Source organism: Azovibrio sp., from assembly GCF_049658005.1.
Classification (GTDB): Bacteria; Pseudomonadota; Gammaproteobacteria; order Burkholderiales; family Rhodocyclaceae; genus Azovibrio.
This window is the reverse complement of sequence record NZ_JBASOH010000101.1, coordinates 1-17,942: the sequence shown is the minus strand read 5'-3', so window position 1 is coordinate 17,942 and position 17,942 is coordinate 1. Positions and strand designations below refer to the sequence as shown.

Below are 17,942 nucleotides of genomic sequence, written 5' to 3'. Positions count from 1 at the left end.
CGCGTCGCGGGCCTGCAGCTCGGCCAGGATGGTGGCCAGGTCGGCCGGCTGGCCGGCCTGCCGCAGCTGCTGGTAGCGCCGCTCGGCGCGCACTTCGGCGCTGGCGGTCAAAAAGACCTTGAGGGTGGCCTTGGGAAACACCACGGAGCCCATGTCCCGCCCATCCCCGACCAGGCCCGGCGCCCGGTGAAAGGCGCGCTGGCGAAACAGCAGGGCTGCGCGCACGGCCGGCAGGGCCGCGACCTGCGAGGCCCCGTCCGCCATTTCCTCGCTGCGGATGGCCTCCCCCACTTCTTCGCCCGCGAGGAAAACGCGGCCGTCCCGGAATTCCGCCTCGAGGCCCGCCGCCACTTCGGCCAGAGCCCGTTCATCGCTCCAGGCCACCCCGGCCTTTCGGGCCGCCAGGGCGGTGAGCCGATAGAGGGCGCCAGAATCCAGATAATGAAAGCCCAGGGCCGCCGCCACCCGGGCGGAGACGGTGCCCTTGCCCGAGGCGGTGGGGCCGTCGATGGCGATCACCGGGGCCGGCCGGGTCACTTCGGAAAACCGCTCGAAGTAATCGGGAAAGGTCTTGGCGGTACAGCCCGGATCATGAATGCGTAAGGGCGTACCGAAGGCGGCGAGGGAAAAACTCATGGCCATGCGGTGGTCGTCATAGGTGTCGATGGCCTGAGGCCGAAGCGGCCGCTCAGGGGACGGAGGCTGCACCTCGAGAAAGTCGGGCCCCGCGTTTACGGTCACGCCGAGTTTGCCCAGCTCTTTTGCCATGGCGGCGATGCGGTCGGTTTCCTTGACCCGCCAGCTGGCGATGTTCTCGAGCCGGGTCACGCCCCGGGCAAAGAGGGCGGTGGTGGCAAGGGTCATGGCGGCATCGGGGATGTGATTGCAGTCCAGGGTGATGCCCGTAAGCCCTTCGGCCGGGGCGCGGGCCTCGATCCAGTTGGGGCCCATGCGGATCACCGCGCCCATCTCTGCCAGGGCCTCGGCAAAACGCACATCCCCCTGGATGGAATCCCGCCCCACCCCTTCCACCCGCACCGGACCGCCGCCGATGGCGCCCAGGGCGAGGAAGTAAGAGGCCGAGGAGGCATCGCCTTCGACGTAGAGGCTGCCGGGCGACACATATCTCGCCCCCTCCGGCACGGTAAAGGACTGCCAGCCCTGGCGCTCGACCCGGACGCCGAAACGGGCCATGGTGGCGAGCGTGATTTCGATATAGGGCTTGGAGATCAGCTCCCCCACCACCTCCACCGTGGTCCTTGCCCCGGCCAGGGGGAGCGCCATCAATAGCCCGGTGAGGAACTGACTGGAGACATCGCCGCGCACCCGCACCACGTTGCCGGCACGGATCTGGGCGGGCTTGAGGCGCAAGGGCGGGTAGCCCTCCTTCTCGAGATAGCCGACATCGGCGCCCAATTGGCGCAGGCCGTCCACCAGGTCGCCGATGGGCCGCTCGTGCATGCGCGCCACCCCTTTGAGCACATAGTCGCCCCCGGCCAGGGCCAGGGCCGCGGTCAGGGGTCGAAAGGCGGTGCCGGCGTTACCGAGAAAAAGCTCGGCCTGCCGGACGGGGATGTTGCCGCCACAGCCGCGGATGCGCCAGGCGCCCTCGCCGAGTCCGGTGACGGCAATGCCCAGGCTGCGCAGGGCCTCCAGCATCCGCGCCGTGTCGTCGGAGGCGAGCAGGTCGCGCACCTCGGTTTCGCCCTCGGCCAGGGCGGCAAGCAGCAGCACCCGGTTGGAAATGCTCTTGGAACCGGGCAGGCGGAGCGTGCCGCAAGCCGAGATCATCTGGGGCAGGTCGATGAATTCCATGCCGTGTCGTCCTAATCAGTTGAGTGAGCTGCCAAGAAAGATCAGCGCATCTGCTGGTCGCCCCAGGCCCGGCGGGCCTCCCGGGCTACCGCAAAGCTCTGCAGCAGATAGTCGCCGTTGTTGCGGGCCAGGGCCGCCTTGAAGTCGTTCAACTGGGCCTGATAGGCATCGATTTCTCCCAGCAGGGCTTCCCGGTTGGCCAGGCAGATGTCCCGCCACATTTCCGGATGGCTGGCGGCAATGCGGGTGAAATCCCGGAAGCCGGAAGCGGCAAAATCGAAGAATAGCTGCGCATCGGGCCGCCCGGCCAGGTCCCGCACCAGGGCGAAGGCCAGGAGGTGGGGCAGATGGCTGACGGCGGCAAATACCCGGTCGTGCTGCTCGGGCGTCAATTCGTAGATGTCGGCGCCGCACAGGGACCAGGCCCGCTTGACCCGGTCGAGTTGCTCGTCGCCATTTTCCGGCAGGGGCGTCACCACCACCTTGCGGCCCTGGTAGAGGTCGCTGCGGGAAGCCGCGGCGCCGCTGTTCTCGGCCCCGGCAATCGGGTGGGCCGGCACGAACTTCCCGAGGCGATCCCCGAAGGCAGCCCGGGCCGCGGCGGCCACGTCGGCCTTGGTGCTGCCACCGTCGGTCACTACGGTATTGGGGCCGAGGTAGGGGGCGATCTGGGCGAAGATGTCCGGCATCTGCCCGACGGGAGTGGCAATCAGCACCAGGTCCGCATCCCCCAGCTCGTGGGCCGGATTGATGCCGGCCCGGTCGATGATGCCCATGTCCTGGGCCTCGCGCAGGCTGGCGGGACGGCGGCCGAAGCCCACCACTTCACCCACGGCCCGGGCCGACTTCAAGGCCAGCGCAAAGGAGCCGCCGATCAGGCCGACACCAAAGATCACGATCTTGCCGAATTCAGGGCCATGCTCGAAAGCAGCGGGAGAGTCGTTCATGTCGTTATCCGGCATATATCGGTATCCGGCATCCTTGGCAAAGCCGCCAGCCGGCGGCAGGGGTTCAGAGGGCCTGCTCCAGGGCTTCCAGGAAGCGGCGGTTCTCGGGGGCCGTGCCGATGGTCACCCGCAGCCACTCGGGCATGCCGTAAGCCCCGATCGGCCGCACGATGACGCCTTGCTGCAGCAGCTTCTGATTCACCGCCGCCCCATCGCCCGCCTTGAACGTGACGAAGTTGCCATGGGAAGGAAGGTGTTCCAGGCCCAGGCGCTTCAGGCCCGCCACGATCTGCTCCATGCCCTGGCGGTTGAGTTCGTAGCTTTCGGCCACAAACAGGTGATCGTCCAGGGCGGCCTGGGCGGCGGCCAGGGCCAGGTTGTTGCAGTTGAAGGGCTGGCGCACCCGGTTCATCAGCTCCGCCACCGGCGCCGCAGCAATGCCGTAGCCGATGCGCAGGCCCGCCAGGCCGTAGATCTTGGAAAAGGTGCGGATGACGATCAGGTTCGGGAATTCCTTCACCCAGGCCACGGTATCGTGCCGGTCGGCCGGGGCCAGATATTCGTTGTAGGCTTCATCCAGCACCACGATCACCTCCGCCGGCACCTTGGCAAGAAAGCCGCGCAGGGCCTCTCGGGGCAGGAAGGTGCCGGTGGGATTGTTGGGGTTGGCGATCCACACCAGCCGGGTATCGGGGCGGATGGCGGCGGCCATGGCCTCCAGATCATGGCCGAAATGGCGGGCCGGAACCACGACGTTCTCGGCCCCCACCGACAAGGTGGCAATGGCATAGACGGCAAAGGCATGCTGGGCCGAGACGGCGGAGCGGCCGCTGTCGAGAAACACCCGGGCCGCCAGGTCGAGCACGTCGTTGGAACCGTTGCCGAGCACCACCTGGCCGGGTTCCACCCCATTACGCTCGGCCAGGACCTGGATCAGCTCAAAGGGGTCCGGGTAGCGCTCGATGCCATCCATCGCCGCCTGGACGGCCGCCCTGGCGAGCGGGCTCATGCCCAGAGGGTTTTCGTTCGAGGCCAGCTTGACGATGCGCTCCACGGGCAGGCCCATCTCCCGGGCAAGCTGAGTGATGGGTTTGCCGGGCTGATAGGGGGAAATGGCCCGCACATAGGGCAGGGCCTGATCGGCTAGGGACATGGATACCTCGGAATTTTCAATAGACAGCAATGGGATAGGAGCCCAGCACCTTCAGGTAGGCCGCCCGGCCGGCCAGTTCCTGCAAGGCAGCGCCCAGGGCGGGAGACTGGCGATGGCCCTCCACGTCCACGTAATAGACATACTCCCACAGGCCCTGGCGGGCCGGCCTGGATTCAAGCCGGGTCAGGGAGACGCCGGCTTCGGCAAAAGGCTTGAGCAGATCATGCAGGGCGCCGGAACGGTTGGGGGCGGACATGATCAGGGAAGTCTTGTCGTGCCCGGAAATGCCGGCATCGTGCCGCCCCAGCACCAGGAAGCGGGTAGTGTTGTTCGGCTCGTCCTCGATGTTGGCGGCCAGCACCTGAAGCCGGTAACGCTCCCCCGCCGCCTCTCCGGCAATCGCGGCCGCGCCGGGTTCCTCGGCTGCCATCTGGGCCGCCAGGGCGTTGCTGGCCACGGCGATGCGCTCCACCCCGGGCAGCATCCGGTTCAGCCATTCATGGCACTGGGCCAGGGATTGGGCATGGGAATAGACCTTGGTCACCGACTTCAGGTCCGGCGCCCTGGAGAGGAGATTCTGGTGGATGCGCACCACCACCTCGCCGCAAATCTGCAAAGGCGTCTGCAGGAGCAGGTCCATGGTGCGGCCCACGGCGCCTTCGGTGGAGTTTTCCACCGGTGCCACCGCGTATTCCGCATGCCCCGCCTCCACCTCCCGGAACATCTCGTCGATGGAGGCACAGGGCAGGAGCCGGACGGCATGACCGAACTGCTTGATGGCGGCGGACTCGGAAAAGGTGCCCGGAGGGCCGAGGAAAGCCACGCCCAAAGGCTCTTCCAGGGAGAGGCAGGCGGACATCACTTCGCGGAAGAACAAGGTGATGCTCTCATCCGGCAAGGGCCCCTGATTGAGTTCCTGCAGGCGGCGCAGCACCTGGGCCTCGCGCTCGGGCCGGTAGATGTGGCCGGCCTCGCCGTGCCGGGCCTTGATTTCGCCCACCTGCTGGGCACAGCGGGCGCGGCGGTTGAGAAGCTCCAGCAATTGGGCATCGATGCGGTCGATTTCCTGGCGGACGCCCGCCAGTTCCTGTTGCAGTGAATCGCTCATAAGTGCTTAGGGGTGCCTGGCGGCGAAATCGTTCATGAAATGGACCAGGGCCCGGACGCCGTCCAGGGGCATGGCATTGTAAAGGGAGGCACGCACGCCGCCCACGGATTTGTGCCCCTTCAGGCCCAAAAGTCCGGCGGCCCTGGCCTGGGCGAGGAATTCGGCATCGAGCCCGGGCCGCGCCAGGGTAAAGGGAATGTTCATGAAGGAGCGGCAATCGGCCGCCACCGGATTCTGGTAGAAGCCTTGGCTGGCATCGATCGCGGCATAGAGCAGCGCCGCCTTTTCCCGGTTGATCGCCTGCATCGCGGCAAGGCCACCCTGGCGCTTGAGCCACTGGAACACCAGCCCGGCGACATAGATGGCGAAGGTGGGCGGGGTGTTGAGCATGGAGCCGTTCTCCGCCATGACCTGATAGTCCATCAGTGTGGGAATGCCCGCCGGCGCCCGGCCGAGCAGATCCTGCCGCACGATCACCAGGGTCAGCCCGGCCGGACCGATGTTTTTCTGCGCCCCGGCGTAGATCAGGCCGTAATGGCGCAGCGCCAGGGGGCGGGAGAGGATATGGGAACTCATGTCGGCCACCAGCGGCACCCCTGCCGGGACCCAGGCCGCCAGGGCCGCGTCATCGTGCAGCTCCACCCCGTGGATGGTCTCGTTGGTGCAGACATGCAGATAGGCGGCATCCGGGTCCAGGTCCAGTTCCCCGGCCCGCGGCAGACGGGTAAAGCCATCGGCCACCTCACCCTTTACTTCCACGGAAGCCGCCTGGCGCACCTGGCCGATGCGCCGGGCTTCCTGGAGCGCCTTCTTCGACCAGGCGCCGGTCACGATGTAGTCGGCCGATTGCTCGTCCGCAAGGCCGGCCAGCAGATTCATCGGCACCTGGGCAAACTGCAGGGTGGCGCCACCCTGGAGGAACAGCACCTTGTAATCGGCAGGAATGTCCAGCAGCTCGCGCAGATCCGCCTCGGCGGCCTCGATGATGCCGGTGAATTCCTTACCGCGGTGGCTCATTTCCATGACGCTGCAACCGGCGCCCTGCCAGTCCAGCAGTTCCTCTTGCACCTGCAGCAGGACCTCGGTGGGCAGGGCCGCCGGCCCGGCGCTGAAATTCCAGACTCGATGCATCAGGCTTCTCCTTCCTCGCCAGGGTTGTTGACGCGCGCTTCTCCTTCGGCTCCGGCCCCTTCGGCGCCCTCCTCGTCCTCGCCGGTTTCCGCCACCTTCTCGAGGCCGGTGAGCTTTTCGCCCGCATCCAGGGAAATCAGCGTCACCCCCTGGGTGGCGCGGCCTAGTTCACGGATCTCGGACACCCGGGTGCGGATCAGCACGCCGCCGGTGGTGATCAGCATCACCTCGTCCTCGTCGGTGACCAGCTTCGCCGCCACCACCTTGCCGTTTCGTTCGCTCGCGGCAATCGCCATGACGCCCTGGGTGCCGCGGCTGGAACGGCGGAAGTCGCCCAGGCGGGTGCGCTTGCCATAGCCGTTCTCGGTCGCCACGAGCACGGTCTGATCCTCGCTCTGGGCCACCAGCAGGGAAATCACGCTCTGGCCTTCCTGCAGGGTCATGCCGCGCACGCCCCGGGACTGGCGACCCATCGGGCGCACTTCATCCTCGCCGAACCAGACCGCCTTGCCGCCGTCGGAGACGAGCACGATGTCACTCTTGCCGGTGGTGAGGTCGGCACCGATCAGGTAATCGCCCTCGTCCAGATCGACGGCGATGATGCCGGCCTTGCGCGGGTTGGCGAAGTTGGACAGGGAAGTCTTCTTGACCACGCCCTTGACGGTGCACATGAACACATACTTGTCGTCGGAGAATTCCTTCACCGGCAAGATGGCATTGATCTTCTCGCCTTCTTCCAGGGGGAACATGTTGACGATCGGTTTGCCGCGACTGTTGCGGCTGCCCTGGGGCACCTCGTAGACCTTGAGCCAGTAGCAGCGGCCCCGGTTGGAAAAGCAGAGGATGTAGTCGTGGGTGTTGGCCACGAACAGATGGTCGATGAAATCGTCATCCTTCATGGCCGTGGCCTGCTTGCCGCGCCCACCCCGGCGCTGGGCGCGGTAGTCGGCCAGGGGCTGCGACTTGATGTAGCCGGTGTGGGACAGGGTCACCACCATGTCCTGCGGCGTGATCAAATCCTCGATGCCCAGATCCTGGGCGTAGCTGACGATCTCGGAACGGCGCTCGTCGCCAAACTGGTCGCGGATCGCCACCAGCTCGGCCGAGATGATCCCGGTGATGCGCTCGGGCCGGGCGAGAATGTCGATGAGGTCGGCGATTTTCTCCATCACCTCCTTGTATTCGGCCACGATCTTGTCCTGTTCGAGGCCGGTCAGGCGCTGCAGGCGCAGTTCCAGGATAGCCTGGGCCTGGGCGTCGGAGAGCCGGTAGCCCTGGGAAGAAAGCCCGTATTCGGGCGCCAGACCGTCGGGCCGGGAAGCATCGGCCGCGGCCCGTTGCAGCATTTCTTCCACCACCGGGCTCTTCCACAGGCGGGCCATCAGCTCCCGCTTGGCATCGGCCGGAGTCGGCGCCGCCTTGATCAGGGCGATGATCTCGTCCACGTTCGAGAGCGCCACGGCCAGACCTTCGAGGATATGGCCCCGTTCCCGGGCCTTCCTGAGCTCGAAGACGGTGCGGCGGGTCACCACTTCCCGGCGGTGGGCGAGGAAGCATTCGAGCATCTGCTTCAGGTTGAGAAGACGCGGCTGACCATCGACCAGGGCCACCATGTTCATGCCGAAGGTGTCCTGCAGCTGAGTCATCTTGTAGAGGTTGTTGAGCACCACCTCCGGCACTTCGCCCCGCTTCAGTTCGATCACCACCCGCATGCCGGACTTGTCGGACTCGTCGCGCAGATCGGAAATGCCCTCGATGCGCTTTTCATTGACCAGCTCGCCGATCTTTTCCAGCAAGGTGCGTTTATTCACCTGATAAGGCAGCTCATCGACGATGATGGCCTGGCGGCTGCCCCGGTCGATCTCCTCGAAGTGGGTCTTGGCCCGCATCACCACCCGGCCCCGGCCGGTGTGATAGCCCTCACGCACCCCGGCGACGCCGTAGATGATGCCGGCGGTGGGAAAATCGGGAGCGGGAATGATGTCGATCAGGTCATCCGTAGTCAGATCGGGGTTTTCCAGCAGGGCCAGACAGGCCGCCACCACCTCATTCAGGTTATGGGGCGGGATGTTGGTGGCCATGCCCACGGCGATGCCGGAGGAGCCATTGATGAGGAGATTGGGAATCCGGGCCGGCAGGATCAGGGGTTCTTGTTCGGAGCCGTCATAATTGGGCCCGAAATCGACAGTTTCCTTGTCGATGTCTTCTAGCAACTGATGGCCGATGCGGGCCATGCGCACTTCCGTGTACCGCATCGCCGCCGCGTTGTCGCCATCCACGGAACCGAAGTTGCCCTGGCCATCCACCAGCATGTAGCGCAGCGAAAAATCCTGGGCCATGCGCACGATGGTGTCGTACACCGCCGTATCGCCGTGGGGATGATATTTACCGATCACGTCGCCAACGATACGGGCGGATTTCTTGTAGGCCCGGTTCCAGTCATTGCCCAGCTCGTGCATGGCAAACAGCACGCGCCGATGCACGGGTTTGAGACCGTCCCGCACGTCCGGCAGGGCCCGGCCCACGATCACGCTCATGGCGTAATCGAGGTAGGAACGGCGCATTTCGTCCTCAAGACTGACGGGAAGGGTTTCCTTGGCGAATGGTTCCATGGTCTCTCTACTGCCTGGGCAAGATGGCCGGCAGATCTTTATGGGTTGATGTAAACGGAATTTGCCATTTTAGCATGCTCGATACCTGCCAAGCCTCCCATGCCAGACGCCATGCAGGCATGCCCGGCCGGGTCCCTCAGCCCGGCACGCAAATCCGCCGGCCTGTACGCCATTCATATAAGCACACGCGAACTTGCGCCCGGCTTCGATCTCATCTCCCGCCTGCCGCATTGTTGCGCCGGCCGGGAACACGTCAGCCAGGTCCGGGTACATGGCAAGTGTTGTGTTTTCAGCAAAAAGGGAGTCAATGCGGATGAAGTGAGTTTGAAAAACTCGGCGCGCCTATGGCAGAATAGGATCAGGTCTAGCCTGAAGATTGAGCCATGATGAGATGCTTTTCATGGCAAAGGCCTGATTCGAGACGTTCTGTCTTTTCATAATCTGCGAGGAAAACATAAGATGATCAAGAAATTTGCCAAGAAATCTATCGCCATGGCCCTACTGACCAGCATTGGCATGGCAGCCGGCGTTGCTCAGGCTCAGGAGCGTGTTTACATCATCGACCAGCGCGATGCCGTCGCCACCAGCGGTACCGGCCTGTGCTGGCGCACCGGTTACTGGACCCCTGCTGCTGCCGCCAACGATCCTGCTGGCTGCGAGTGCGACAAGGATCTGCTGCCCGCTGAAAAGTGCTCCAAAACTGCGGCCAAGAGTAGTACTGCAGCCTCCTCTGGCGTGAAGCCTTCTGGCGACAAGATCACGCTGGCCGCTGACGCCCTGTTCGACTTCGACAAGGCCGTGCTGCGCCCCGAAGGCAAGGCCAAGCTGGACGAAGTGCTGACCAAGGCCAAGGAACTGAAGCTGGAAGTCATCCTGGCCGTGGGTCACACCGACCGCATCGGCAAGGACTCCTACAACCAGAAGCTGTCTGAAAAGCGTGCCGCCGCCGTCAAGGAATACCTGGTTGGCAAGGGCATCGAAGCCAACCGTGTTTACACCGAAGGCAAGGGTGAAACCCAGCCCGTGACCGGCGACAAGTGCAAGAACATGGGCGCTGAAAGCGGCCGCAACAAGAAGCTGGTCGACTGCCTGCAACCCGATCGTCGCGTCGATATCGAAGTGATCGGCACCAAGTAAGATCTGCCGTGCCGTGCAAAAGCCCTGCTCGCGCAGGGCTTTTTCATTTCAACTGACCCAAGCTGCCACCGAGTATCCCAATGACCAATTCCGACCCGAAAGAACTGCACAAGTTTGGCGAACTCGCCCATCGTTGGTGGGACCCCAACAGCGAATTCCGGCCCTTGCATGAAATCAACCCCCTGCGCCTCGACTGGATCGACCGCCAGATCGACTTGGCCGGAAAAACCGTGATTGACGTGGGTTGTGGCGGCGGCCTGCTTTCCGAGGGCATGGCAGCCCGGGGCGCATGGGTGACCGGAATCGATCTCTCGGAGAAAGCGCTGGGAGTCGCCCGCCTGCACATGCTGGAAAGTGGTTTACAGCTGACTTACCGGAACATTTCCGCAGAGGCCATGGCCGAGGAAAGCCCGGCTGCTTTCGATGTCGTCACCTGCCTGGAAATGCTGGAACACGTTCCCGACCCGATCCGCACCATCCGCGCCTGTGCGCAACTGGTCAAACCCGGCGGCAAGGTTTTCTTTTCCACCCTCAACCGCAACCCCAAGGCCTACCTCTTTGCCGTCATCGGCGCGGAATACATCCTGCAAATGCTGCCCAGGGGCACCCACGACTACGCCCGCTTCCTCAAGCCTTCGGAACTCTCACGCGGGTGCCGGGAAGCAGGCCTCACGCCCGAAGCCCCGACCGGCATGAGTTACAACCCTTTTAGCAAGACCTACCGCCTGGGACAGGACATCAGCATCAATTACCTGCTGAGCAGCACCCGGGAGGCGTGATCCCTCATGAACTACAGGAGAGCATGGAACAACCTGCCCTGCTCCTGGCCCATTCAGGCCGCTTGGCGGCAAAAGCCTCCTGGCCCGGCTGCTCCTCGTAGGGACGACGCAGGACCTCCAGCAGCGCCTCGATCCGGCTGACATCTCCCGCTTCGGCCGCATCGATCGCCTGCTGCGCCAGATAATTGCGCAGCACATAGCGGGGATTGAAGGTGTTCATGGCAGTACGCCGTGCCCCGGCCGCGAGCCCCTCCTGGGCCAGGCGCTGGCGGTAACGCCCAAGCCATGCGTGTAGGCCCATCGCCACACCCTGCCAGCGTTCCGGGCGGTAGGCCGCCTGCGCCAGGTGCGCCAAGGCCGCTTCCTCGTCATCGACATGAGGAAGCTGACGGAAAAATTCCGTCATGTCCAACTCCCCTTCCTGCATCAGCTCAAAGAGCTCTCCCAGCAGCTCCGCATCTCCATCCTTCCATTCGGCCAAGCCGAGTTTCCCGGCGAAGAGGCGGGCGAGCTCGGCATGATAGGCTTCGTCATAATGCCGTAAAGAGGACGACAGATCCCCTCCCGGATGGAGCAGCGCCAGGGCTTCAGCCAGACGTTCGAGATTCCAGCGGGCGATTTCCGGCTGCCGCCCGAAACAGTAGCGGCGCCCTGCCGCATCGGTGGTGTTGGGCGTCCAGCCCGGATCGAAATCCTCCACCCAGCCGTAGGGGCCGTAGTCGATCGTCAGTCCAAGAAGGGACATATTGTCCGTATTCATCACCCCATGCACGAAGCCCACCTGCATCCAGCGCGCCACCAGCCTGCCGGTGCGCTCGCAGACTTCCTGAAACCAGTCTTCCAGGGGCTTGCCCTGCCACGCAGGAAAGTGATGCAACACGGCAAAATCCACAAGGCGCCGCAGTAGCGCCAGATCCCCCCGCGCGGCCGGCAACTCGAAGTGGCCGAAACGCAGGAAGGACGGCGCCACGCGGCACACGACCGCCCCCGGCTCGAGTTCGGGATGGCCGTCATAGAACATGTCGCGCAGCACCTCCTCCCCGGTGCCGACCAAGGTCAGCGCCCGCGTCGTCGGCACCCCGAGGTGGTGCATCGCCTCGCTGCACAGAAATTCCCGCAGCGAGGAACGCAGCACCGCCCGTCCATCCGCCCGGCGCGAAAAGGGCGTCGGCCCGGCCCCCTTGAGCTGCAGCTCCCAGCGCTCCCCGGCCTCATTCACGACCTCGCCCAGGCTGATCGCCCGCCCATCCCCCAACTGCCCGGCCCAATGCCCGAACTGATGCCCGCCATAGCAGGAGGCATAAGGCTCCATGCCCGGCAGAATGGCGTTACCCGCGAAGGCCGCCAGGTTTTCAGGCGCCCCGAGCCATCCTTCTTGCAGCCCCAAGCGCCCGGCCATCTCCCGGGAATAGGCCAGAAGGCGCGGTGCAGCCACAGGCGTGGGCATCACCCGGGACCAGCAGGCCCCGTGAACCTGGCGAGCTACGTTACGTTCATCCGCATCGCCGGGGAGTTCCCGGCAAAAGGCATTGTCAAAGATCAGCATGTCGAGCGGCAGTTCTCAAAGAGTCCATGCAGGAGACCCGCCCACTGCCAAAGGGTTCCCCCTGCCGGTCAGGGCAACTCTTCCACCAGCAGCCAGATGCTGCGCTCAGAACGTGATTCATCCGTGGAAAGGGAGACGATGCCCCTGCCCCGCTCCAGCGCAGATTGTCCGCTCCCACCCACTTGCATCCACTCTCCCAGACGGCCAGAAACAGTGGTGCCCAGACGTTGGACATGGGCACTCCCAAGGCCACGATTGCCCGGCGTATCCATCTGCTGGCTGATGTCCAGAGTCACCCGGTTGCCGGATACCCTGGGTTCCACATAAAACCCCTGGGCAATATCCCGATATTCCACCCCCTCGCTCACGACCGCACCTCCCGGGGTCAGCACCACATGGCGCATGGGAATGGCCACCGAAGTCCCCACCTGAATGAAGGCCCGGCCGCCATCCACGGTCTGCACCATTTGGGTGCCGCTTGCGCTACCGGCGCTGCGGCTATCGTAAATCCTCGCGCCAACCCGACTCTCCCCCGGAATGCGGGCGGCGAGGGCAAGCCGGGCGGCACGATCCTGCTCCACCGTGCTGCGATCCGTACTCACCCGGATCAGCAAGCGCCGCTGAGGCACATCCAATACCGCCAGGGCCTGCTTGATATCCGCGCGGTTGCGCGCCGATGCCCGCAAAAACAACTGGTCATTCATGCCAGAGAGGCTGGCTCCCGGCTCCAGCAAAGGTTGCAGGGCCGGCAACACCTCGGCGGCAGTACGATGCTTGAGTTCAAGGATTTCCAGGCTTTGCTGCCCCCACGCCATGCCCATGGCTGCCAGAAAAACCAGCAGCATCACACTCCGGAAAAAACGGGCGAGTTCAAGTTTCAAGGACAAAAAGTTCATGGCGAGGCTCAAAGAAGTCGAAGGGGCCTGGTCCCGAAGTACAATCAAACTGTAGCGGGGTGCCGCCGGATCTTGGATTTTTCAAAAAGAATCATGATATTACATCAAGTCTGGCCGGAATCGCCCCGCATCCGGATCGCGCGAGCTGCTGCTTGAAGGGTTGCGCGACGGCAAAACCGGTCATGAGTCAGCCGGGAGCCCCGCAAGCCTGCGCTCTGAAACTCTGAAATGATCCCGCTAAAATCAGCGGCGTCCGCACCGGCAGTCCACCGACAGTCCACACGAACGCCGCGCAAGCCGCGCCGCCCCTTTGACTTTGAGTCCTTACTACTTGGCGTCCTTACCACATTGAGTCCTTACCACTTTGCGTCCTTACCTTGAACTGGCGCCATACCGCCAAAATGGAGCTTCATGATGTCATCGCAACCGGGCAAGCCTGAATCACCCGCCTCCGCCCGAAGCATCTATCGCGCCCTGCCGAGGGAAATCTGGGTGCTGGGGTTCGTCTCGATGTTCATGGACATTTCCTCCGAGCTCGTCCATAGCCTGCTGCCGATCTTCATGGCCACGGTACTCGGCGCCTCCATGATGACGATCGGCCTCATCGAAGGAATTGCCGAAGCCACCGCCGCGATCACAAAGGTGTTTTCCGGCGCCATCAGCGATTACTTCAGGAAACGCAAGGTTCTCGTCGTGCTGGGGTACGGGCTGAGCGCCATGACCAAGCCGGTGTTTCCGCTCGCCACCACGATCGGGTGGGTTTTTGGCGCGCGCTTTGCGGACCGCATCGGCAAAGGCATTCGCGGCGCGCCGCGCGACGCGCTGATCGCCGACATCACGCCGACAAAGTTGCGCGGCGGCGCCTACGGCCTGCGCCAGGCCCTCGACACCGCCGGGGCCTTTATCGGGCCCTTGCTGGCGGTGGGACTCATGCTCTGGTTCGCGAACGACATCAAGGCCGTGCTCTGGGTGGCGGTGGCGCCGGCGCTGATCGCGCTGCTGCTGCTGATCGTCGCGGTGCGCGAGCCCGAATCCCCGGCACCGGCCCCGGGCGGCCGGGATCGTCCGACGCTGGCGGATGCCAGGCGCCTGCCGCTGCACTATTGGCTCGTCGTCGTGCTCGGAGCGGTTTTTACCCTCGCGCGCTTCAGTGAGGCATTTCTGATCCTGCGCGCGCAGGACCTTGGACTCGCGGTCGGCCAGGTGCCCATCATCATGATCGTCATGAATGTGGTTTACGCGGCCTCGGCCTATCCGGCGGGCGCGGCGGCCGACCGGCTTTCGGCGCGAACGCTCTTGCTGTTCGGGCTCGGGGTGCTCGTCATTGCCGATGTCGTGCTGGCCCTGGCGGCGTCGCCCTGGCTGGCCTTCCTCGGCGCGGCATGCTGGGGTCTGCACATGGCGTTCACCCAGGGCTTGCTCGCAAAACTGGTGGCCGACACGGCGCCTGCCGAGCTGCGCGGCACGGCCTTCGGAATTTTCAATCTGGCCAGCGGCGGCGCGCTCTTGCTGGCCAGCATCATTGCGGGGGCCTTATGGAGCCTGTTTGGCGCCGCAGCCACCTTCAGCGCCGGAGCCGCATTCGCCGCTCTCGCGGCAATCGGGTTGCTCCTTTACCGACCGCAAGCGCGACCCCTGGCGCCCCGGGCAGACGGATGCAATCAAGGCCGCCCAGGGACGGGCAAACCCGGGTAAATGAGACACTCGAGAACCGGCTCAAGACCACTTCAGGCGTCACCGTCACGCGTCAGCCACAAAAGCCCTCAGCCGGCGGATGACCACCGGCTGGCGATTGATTGGCGGCAGCTTGGGAAAAATCCGGGACATTGAACCCGATGAACCCGATGAACCCGGGAAAAGGGCGGAAGATGAACCCGGGAAAAGGGCGGAAAAAAGGGCGAAAAAAAACCCGGCCATTTTAGTCGGGCTTTTTTAACAACACCTTGATTCACAAGGGTTTATTGGTGGGTGGTACTGGACTCGAACCAGTGACCCCTGCCGTGTGAAGGCAGTGCTCATACCAACTGAGCTAACCACCCGATGTCTCGGAAGGCGCGCATTTAATCATAGCCGTAGAGTGCCGTCAAACTTTTTCGCTCGTATACAATGGGGTCCTTTTTGCCAGACAGAATTGCTCATCATGGTCCGTACCCGTTTCGCTCCTAGCCCCACCGGCTTTCTCCACATCGGCGGCGCCCGCACTGCCCTGTTCTCCTGGGCCTATGCCCGCCACCACGGCGGCCAGTTCATCCTGCGCATCGAAGATACCGATGTAGTCCGCTCCACCCCGGAAGCCGTACAGGCCATTCTCGACGGGATGGCCTGGCTGGGTCTGGATTACGACGAAGGCCCCTACTACCAGATGCAGCGCATGGATCGTTACAAGGAAGTCATCCAGCAGATGCTGGCTGCGGGCACGGCTTACCCCTGCTACATGTCCGCGGAAGAACTGGATGCCCTGCGCGAAGCCCAGCGCGCCCGCGGTGAAAAGCCCCGTTACGATGGCCGCTGGCGCCCCGAAGCCGGCAAGACCCTGCCCCAACCCCCGGCCGGCGTTGCCCCGGTGATCCGCTTCAAGAGTCCACGAGAAGGCGCGGTAGCCTGGGATGACCTGGTCAAGGGTCACATCGAGTTTGCCAACGCCGAACTCGACGACCTGATCATCGCCCGGACCGATGGCACCCCCACCTACAATTTCTGCGTCGTAGTCGATGACTGGGATATGGGGATCACCCATGTCATTCGCGGTGATGACCATGTCAACAACACCCCGCGCCAGATCAACATCCTCAAGGCCCTGGGCGCCACCGTGCCCCAGTACGCCCACCTTTCCATGATTCTCGGCGACGACGGCACCAAGCTTTCCAAGCGCCATGGCGCTGTCTCCGTGATGCAGTACGACGAAGACGGCTTTTTGCCGGAAGCCGTCAACAACTACCTGGCCCGTCTGGGCTGGTCCCATGGCGATGACGAAATTTTCTCCCGGGAACAATTTACCGAATGGTTCGATCTCGACCACATCACGCCTTCTGCCGCCCAGTTCAACACGGAAAAACTGCTGTGGCTGAATCACCACTACATGAAGCAAATGCCGCCGGAAGCCCTGGCCGCCAGGATTGCCGCCCGCCTCCAGGCTCGCGGCATAGACACCGGCAAGGGTCCCGATCTGGCCCAGGCCGTGGCCCTCTATGTGGATCGCTGCAACACCCTGAATCTGCTCGCCGATGCCCTGGAAGTCTTCTATATCGACATCCACCCCAGCCCGGAACTATTGGCCCAGCACCTGAGTGACGAAGCCAGACCTGCCATTGCGGATTTTGCCGTGGGTCTGGAACAGGTAGCTTGGGAAACCCCCGCCATCGCAGCCCTGATCAAGGCGACCGTTGCCAGGCATGGCTTGAAAATGCCGAAGCTGGCCATGCCCCTGCGGGTACTGCTGACGGGACAGACCCAGACCCCCTCCGTGGATGCCGTAGTGACCCTGATCGGCCGGGAAACCGCTCTGGCCCGACTGGCGCCTTACCGGGAGTAACTTACCGGGAGTAAATGTTGAAAACCAAGGAAATCCGCAGAAAATGGAGCATCAGCAATGAAAAGGGTTTACAACCCATAAAGTGCTCTCTATAATGCGGCCTTCTTTCGAGGCGGGGGTATAGCTCAGCTGGGAGAGCGCTTGCATGGCATGCAAGAGGTCCGCGGTTCGATCCCGCGTACCTCCACCAAAAAGCTCGAAAAAAGCTCGAAAAAAGTATCGAAAGAAATGGGCAGAAACGCCGATCTGCTGAGTCCGGGTCCCCATCGTCTAGAGGCCTAGGACACTACCCTTTCACGGTAGGTACCGGGGTTCGAATCCCCGTGGGGACGCCAAGGTTTCAAGTCACCCCGACATGTCGAGGTGAGCAGCAAGGAGTGGTAGTTCAGTTGGTTAGAATACCGGCCTGTCACGCCGGGGGTCGCGGGTTCGAGTCCCGTCCACTCCGCCAACATTCAAAAACCCGTTGTGAATCAACGGGTTTTTTTGCGCCCAGCATGGGGCAGCGGCTCAAGTCCCTCCGTAAGTTGATCACAGCGAGCGAAGTGAAACGCAACTACGTGAGGGTGACCGAACGTGGGGGGAAGCCTGGTGCGTAATCTGCGAGCCGATAGACAAGAACCGGATTGAAGGCGCTGCCGAGCAGGGCGAGCGGGCGAATGACCGCGAAGCTCTCGTGTTCAAGGCGAAGTGGCGTAAATCCGGCGGTTGTGCAGAGAAGGAGGGCGTTCTGTGAAGTGACCCCCTGAGTCAAGACAGTCCTGCCGTCAGTTCAAGTTGCACATTCGACTTCACTCGCAGCTAAAAGGCGCTGCCCCCGGTTTTGCCTTTGCTGCGGTTGTTGCCGTGGCCTCTGAACTTGCCTTGGTGAGAGATGGCTCCCTCACGCCGCCAGACTTGGCCACGTTCATGGCACCGTCGCCGGCGCCGCTCCGATAGACAATATCGGGCGCTTTCTACCTCATTTTCTGCCCCATTTTCTGCCCCATTTTCTGCCCCAGCGACGGGTGCGGACGCTTGGCGTTGTAGAAGGCGCAATACCGAAATACGCGGTCAGGCCGAGCATCGATTCGCCCATCGAGGCATCGCCCTTCAGATCCACGTCTTCGTGCTTGACGCTGCGCCAGAGCCGCTCGACGAAGCGGTTGTCGAAGGCGCGCCCCCGACCCTCCTTGCGGATGAGCACGCCTTCCCGTTTCAGGATGTCGGTAAAGGCGGCGCGGGTGAACTGCGCGCCCGGGTCGCGGTTGAAGACTTCCGGCCGGCCGGGGTGGCGCCAGGCATCC

13 protein-coding genes, 4 tRNA genes and 1 pseudogene are annotated in these 17,942 nt (G+C 63.6%); 8 read left to right on the top strand and 10 right to left on the bottom strand.

All coding sequences use genetic code 11. The annotated features are described in order from the left end of the window. The 6 genes from WBH99_RS09250 to gyrA form a co-directional block, all read right to left on the bottom strand. A partial coding sequence (locus WBH99_RS09250) for a bifunctional 3-phosphoshikimate 1-carboxyvinyltransferase/cytidylate kinase (protein ID WP_424219792.1) occupies positions 1–1,815 on the bottom strand: 1,815 nt, incomplete at its 3' end. Between the two features lie 41 nt (positions 1,816–1,856). Then, on the bottom strand, positions 1,857–2,762 hold the full coding sequence (locus WBH99_RS09245) for a prephenate dehydrogenase (protein ID WP_424219791.1): 906 nt from the start codon (positions 2,760–2,762) through the stop codon (positions 1,857–1,859). Between the two features lie 64 nt (positions 2,763–2,826). Then, positions 2,827–3,915 (bottom strand): histidinol-phosphate transaminase, encoded by a 1,089-nt coding sequence (gene hisC / locus WBH99_RS09240; protein ID WP_424219790.1) that lies wholly within the window; start codon positions 3,913–3,915, stop codon positions 2,827–2,829. A 16-nt stretch (positions 3,916–3,931) separates the two neighbouring features. Further along, on the bottom strand, positions 3,932–5,023 hold the full coding sequence (gene pheA, locus WBH99_RS09235; protein ID WP_424219789.1) for a prephenate dehydratase: 1,092 nt from the start codon (positions 5,021–5,023) through the stop codon (positions 3,932–3,934). A 6-nt stretch (positions 5,024–5,029) separates the two neighbouring features. Beyond that, positions 5,030–6,154, bottom strand: coding sequence for a 3-phosphoserine/phosphohydroxythreonine transaminase (serC, locus tag WBH99_RS09230; protein ID WP_424219788.1), 1,125 nt, complete (start codon positions 6,152–6,154; stop codon positions 5,030–5,032). Continuing rightward, positions 6,154–8,766, bottom strand: a complete 2,613-nt coding sequence (gene gyrA / locus WBH99_RS09225; protein WP_424219787.1) for a DNA gyrase subunit A — start codon at positions 8,764–8,766, stop codon at positions 6,154–6,156. The genes serC and gyrA overlap by 1 nt, the downstream gene beginning before the upstream one ends. A gap of 459 nt (positions 8,767–9,225) precedes the next feature. Between gyrA and WBH99_RS09220 the strand changes: the two genes are divergently transcribed. Continuing rightward, complete coding sequence (locus WBH99_RS09220) at positions 9,226–9,903, top strand: OmpA family protein (protein ID WP_424219786.1); 678 nt, start codon at positions 9,226–9,228, stop codon at positions 9,901–9,903. Positions 9,904–9,983: 80 nt separating this feature from the next. After that, complete coding sequence (gene ubiG / locus WBH99_RS09215) at positions 9,984–10,682, top strand: bifunctional 2-polyprenyl-6-hydroxyphenol methylase/3-demethylubiquinol 3-O-methyltransferase UbiG (RefSeq protein ID WP_424219785.1); 699 nt, start codon at positions 9,984–9,986, stop codon at positions 10,680–10,682. A 4-nt stretch (positions 10,683–10,686) separates the two neighbouring features. Here ubiG and WBH99_RS09210 read toward each other — a convergent pair whose 3' ends face one another. Then, a complete protein-coding gene (locus WBH99_RS09210; RefSeq protein WP_424219784.1) occupies positions 10,687–12,228 on the bottom strand; it encodes a protein adenylyltransferase SelO in 1,542 nt (513 codons plus the stop codon). Between the two features lie 68 nt (positions 12,229–12,296). Then, the gene (locus tag WBH99_RS09205) at positions 12,297–13,124 is read right to left on the bottom strand and encodes a secretin N-terminal domain-containing protein (protein ID WP_424219783.1); all 828 of its coding nucleotides are present in this window, start codon (positions 13,122–13,124) and stop codon (positions 12,297–12,299) included. A 411-nt stretch (positions 13,125–13,535) separates the two neighbouring features. Between WBH99_RS09205 and WBH99_RS09200 the strand changes: the two genes are divergently transcribed. Then, positions 13,536–14,819: an MFS transporter gene (locus WBH99_RS09200; RefSeq protein ID WP_424219782.1), complete on the top strand. Its 1,284-nt coding sequence runs from the start codon at positions 13,536–13,538 to the stop codon at positions 14,817–14,819. 79 nt (positions 14,820–14,898) lie between these two features. Beyond that, positions 14,899–15,060: a hypothetical protein gene (locus tag WBH99_RS09195; RefSeq protein WP_424219781.1), complete on the top strand. Its 162-nt coding sequence runs from the start codon at positions 14,899–14,901 to the stop codon at positions 15,058–15,060. Between the two features lie 26 nt (positions 15,061–15,086). Here WBH99_RS09195 and WBH99_RS09190 read toward each other — a convergent pair. Continuing rightward, positions 15,087–15,163 (bottom strand) — tRNA-Val (locus tag WBH99_RS09190). Positions 15,164–15,264: 101 nt separating this feature from the next. Here WBH99_RS09190 and gltX point away from each other — a divergent pair. From gltX to WBH99_RS09170, 4 genes are all read left to right on the top strand, one after another. After that, positions 15,265–16,656, top strand: a complete 1,392-nt coding sequence (gene gltX, locus WBH99_RS09185; RefSeq protein ID WP_424219780.1) for a glutamate--tRNA ligase — start codon at positions 15,265–15,267, stop codon at positions 16,654–16,656. A gap of 114 nt (positions 16,657–16,770) precedes the next feature. Beyond that, positions 16,771–16,846 (top strand) — tRNA-Ala (locus tag WBH99_RS09180). Positions 16,847–16,915: 69 nt separating this feature from the next. Further along, positions 16,916–16,991: transfer RNA gene (locus tag WBH99_RS09175), tRNA-Glu, on the top strand. Positions 16,992–17,030: 39 nt separating this feature from the next. After that, positions 17,031–17,107, top strand: a tRNA-Asp gene (locus WBH99_RS09170). Positions 17,108–17,537: 430 nt separating this feature from the next. Here WBH99_RS09170 and WBH99_RS09165 read toward each other — a convergent pair. Further along, a pseudogene (locus WBH99_RS09165) lies at positions 17,538–17,942 on the bottom strand (integrase core domain-containing protein); the annotation flags it as partial.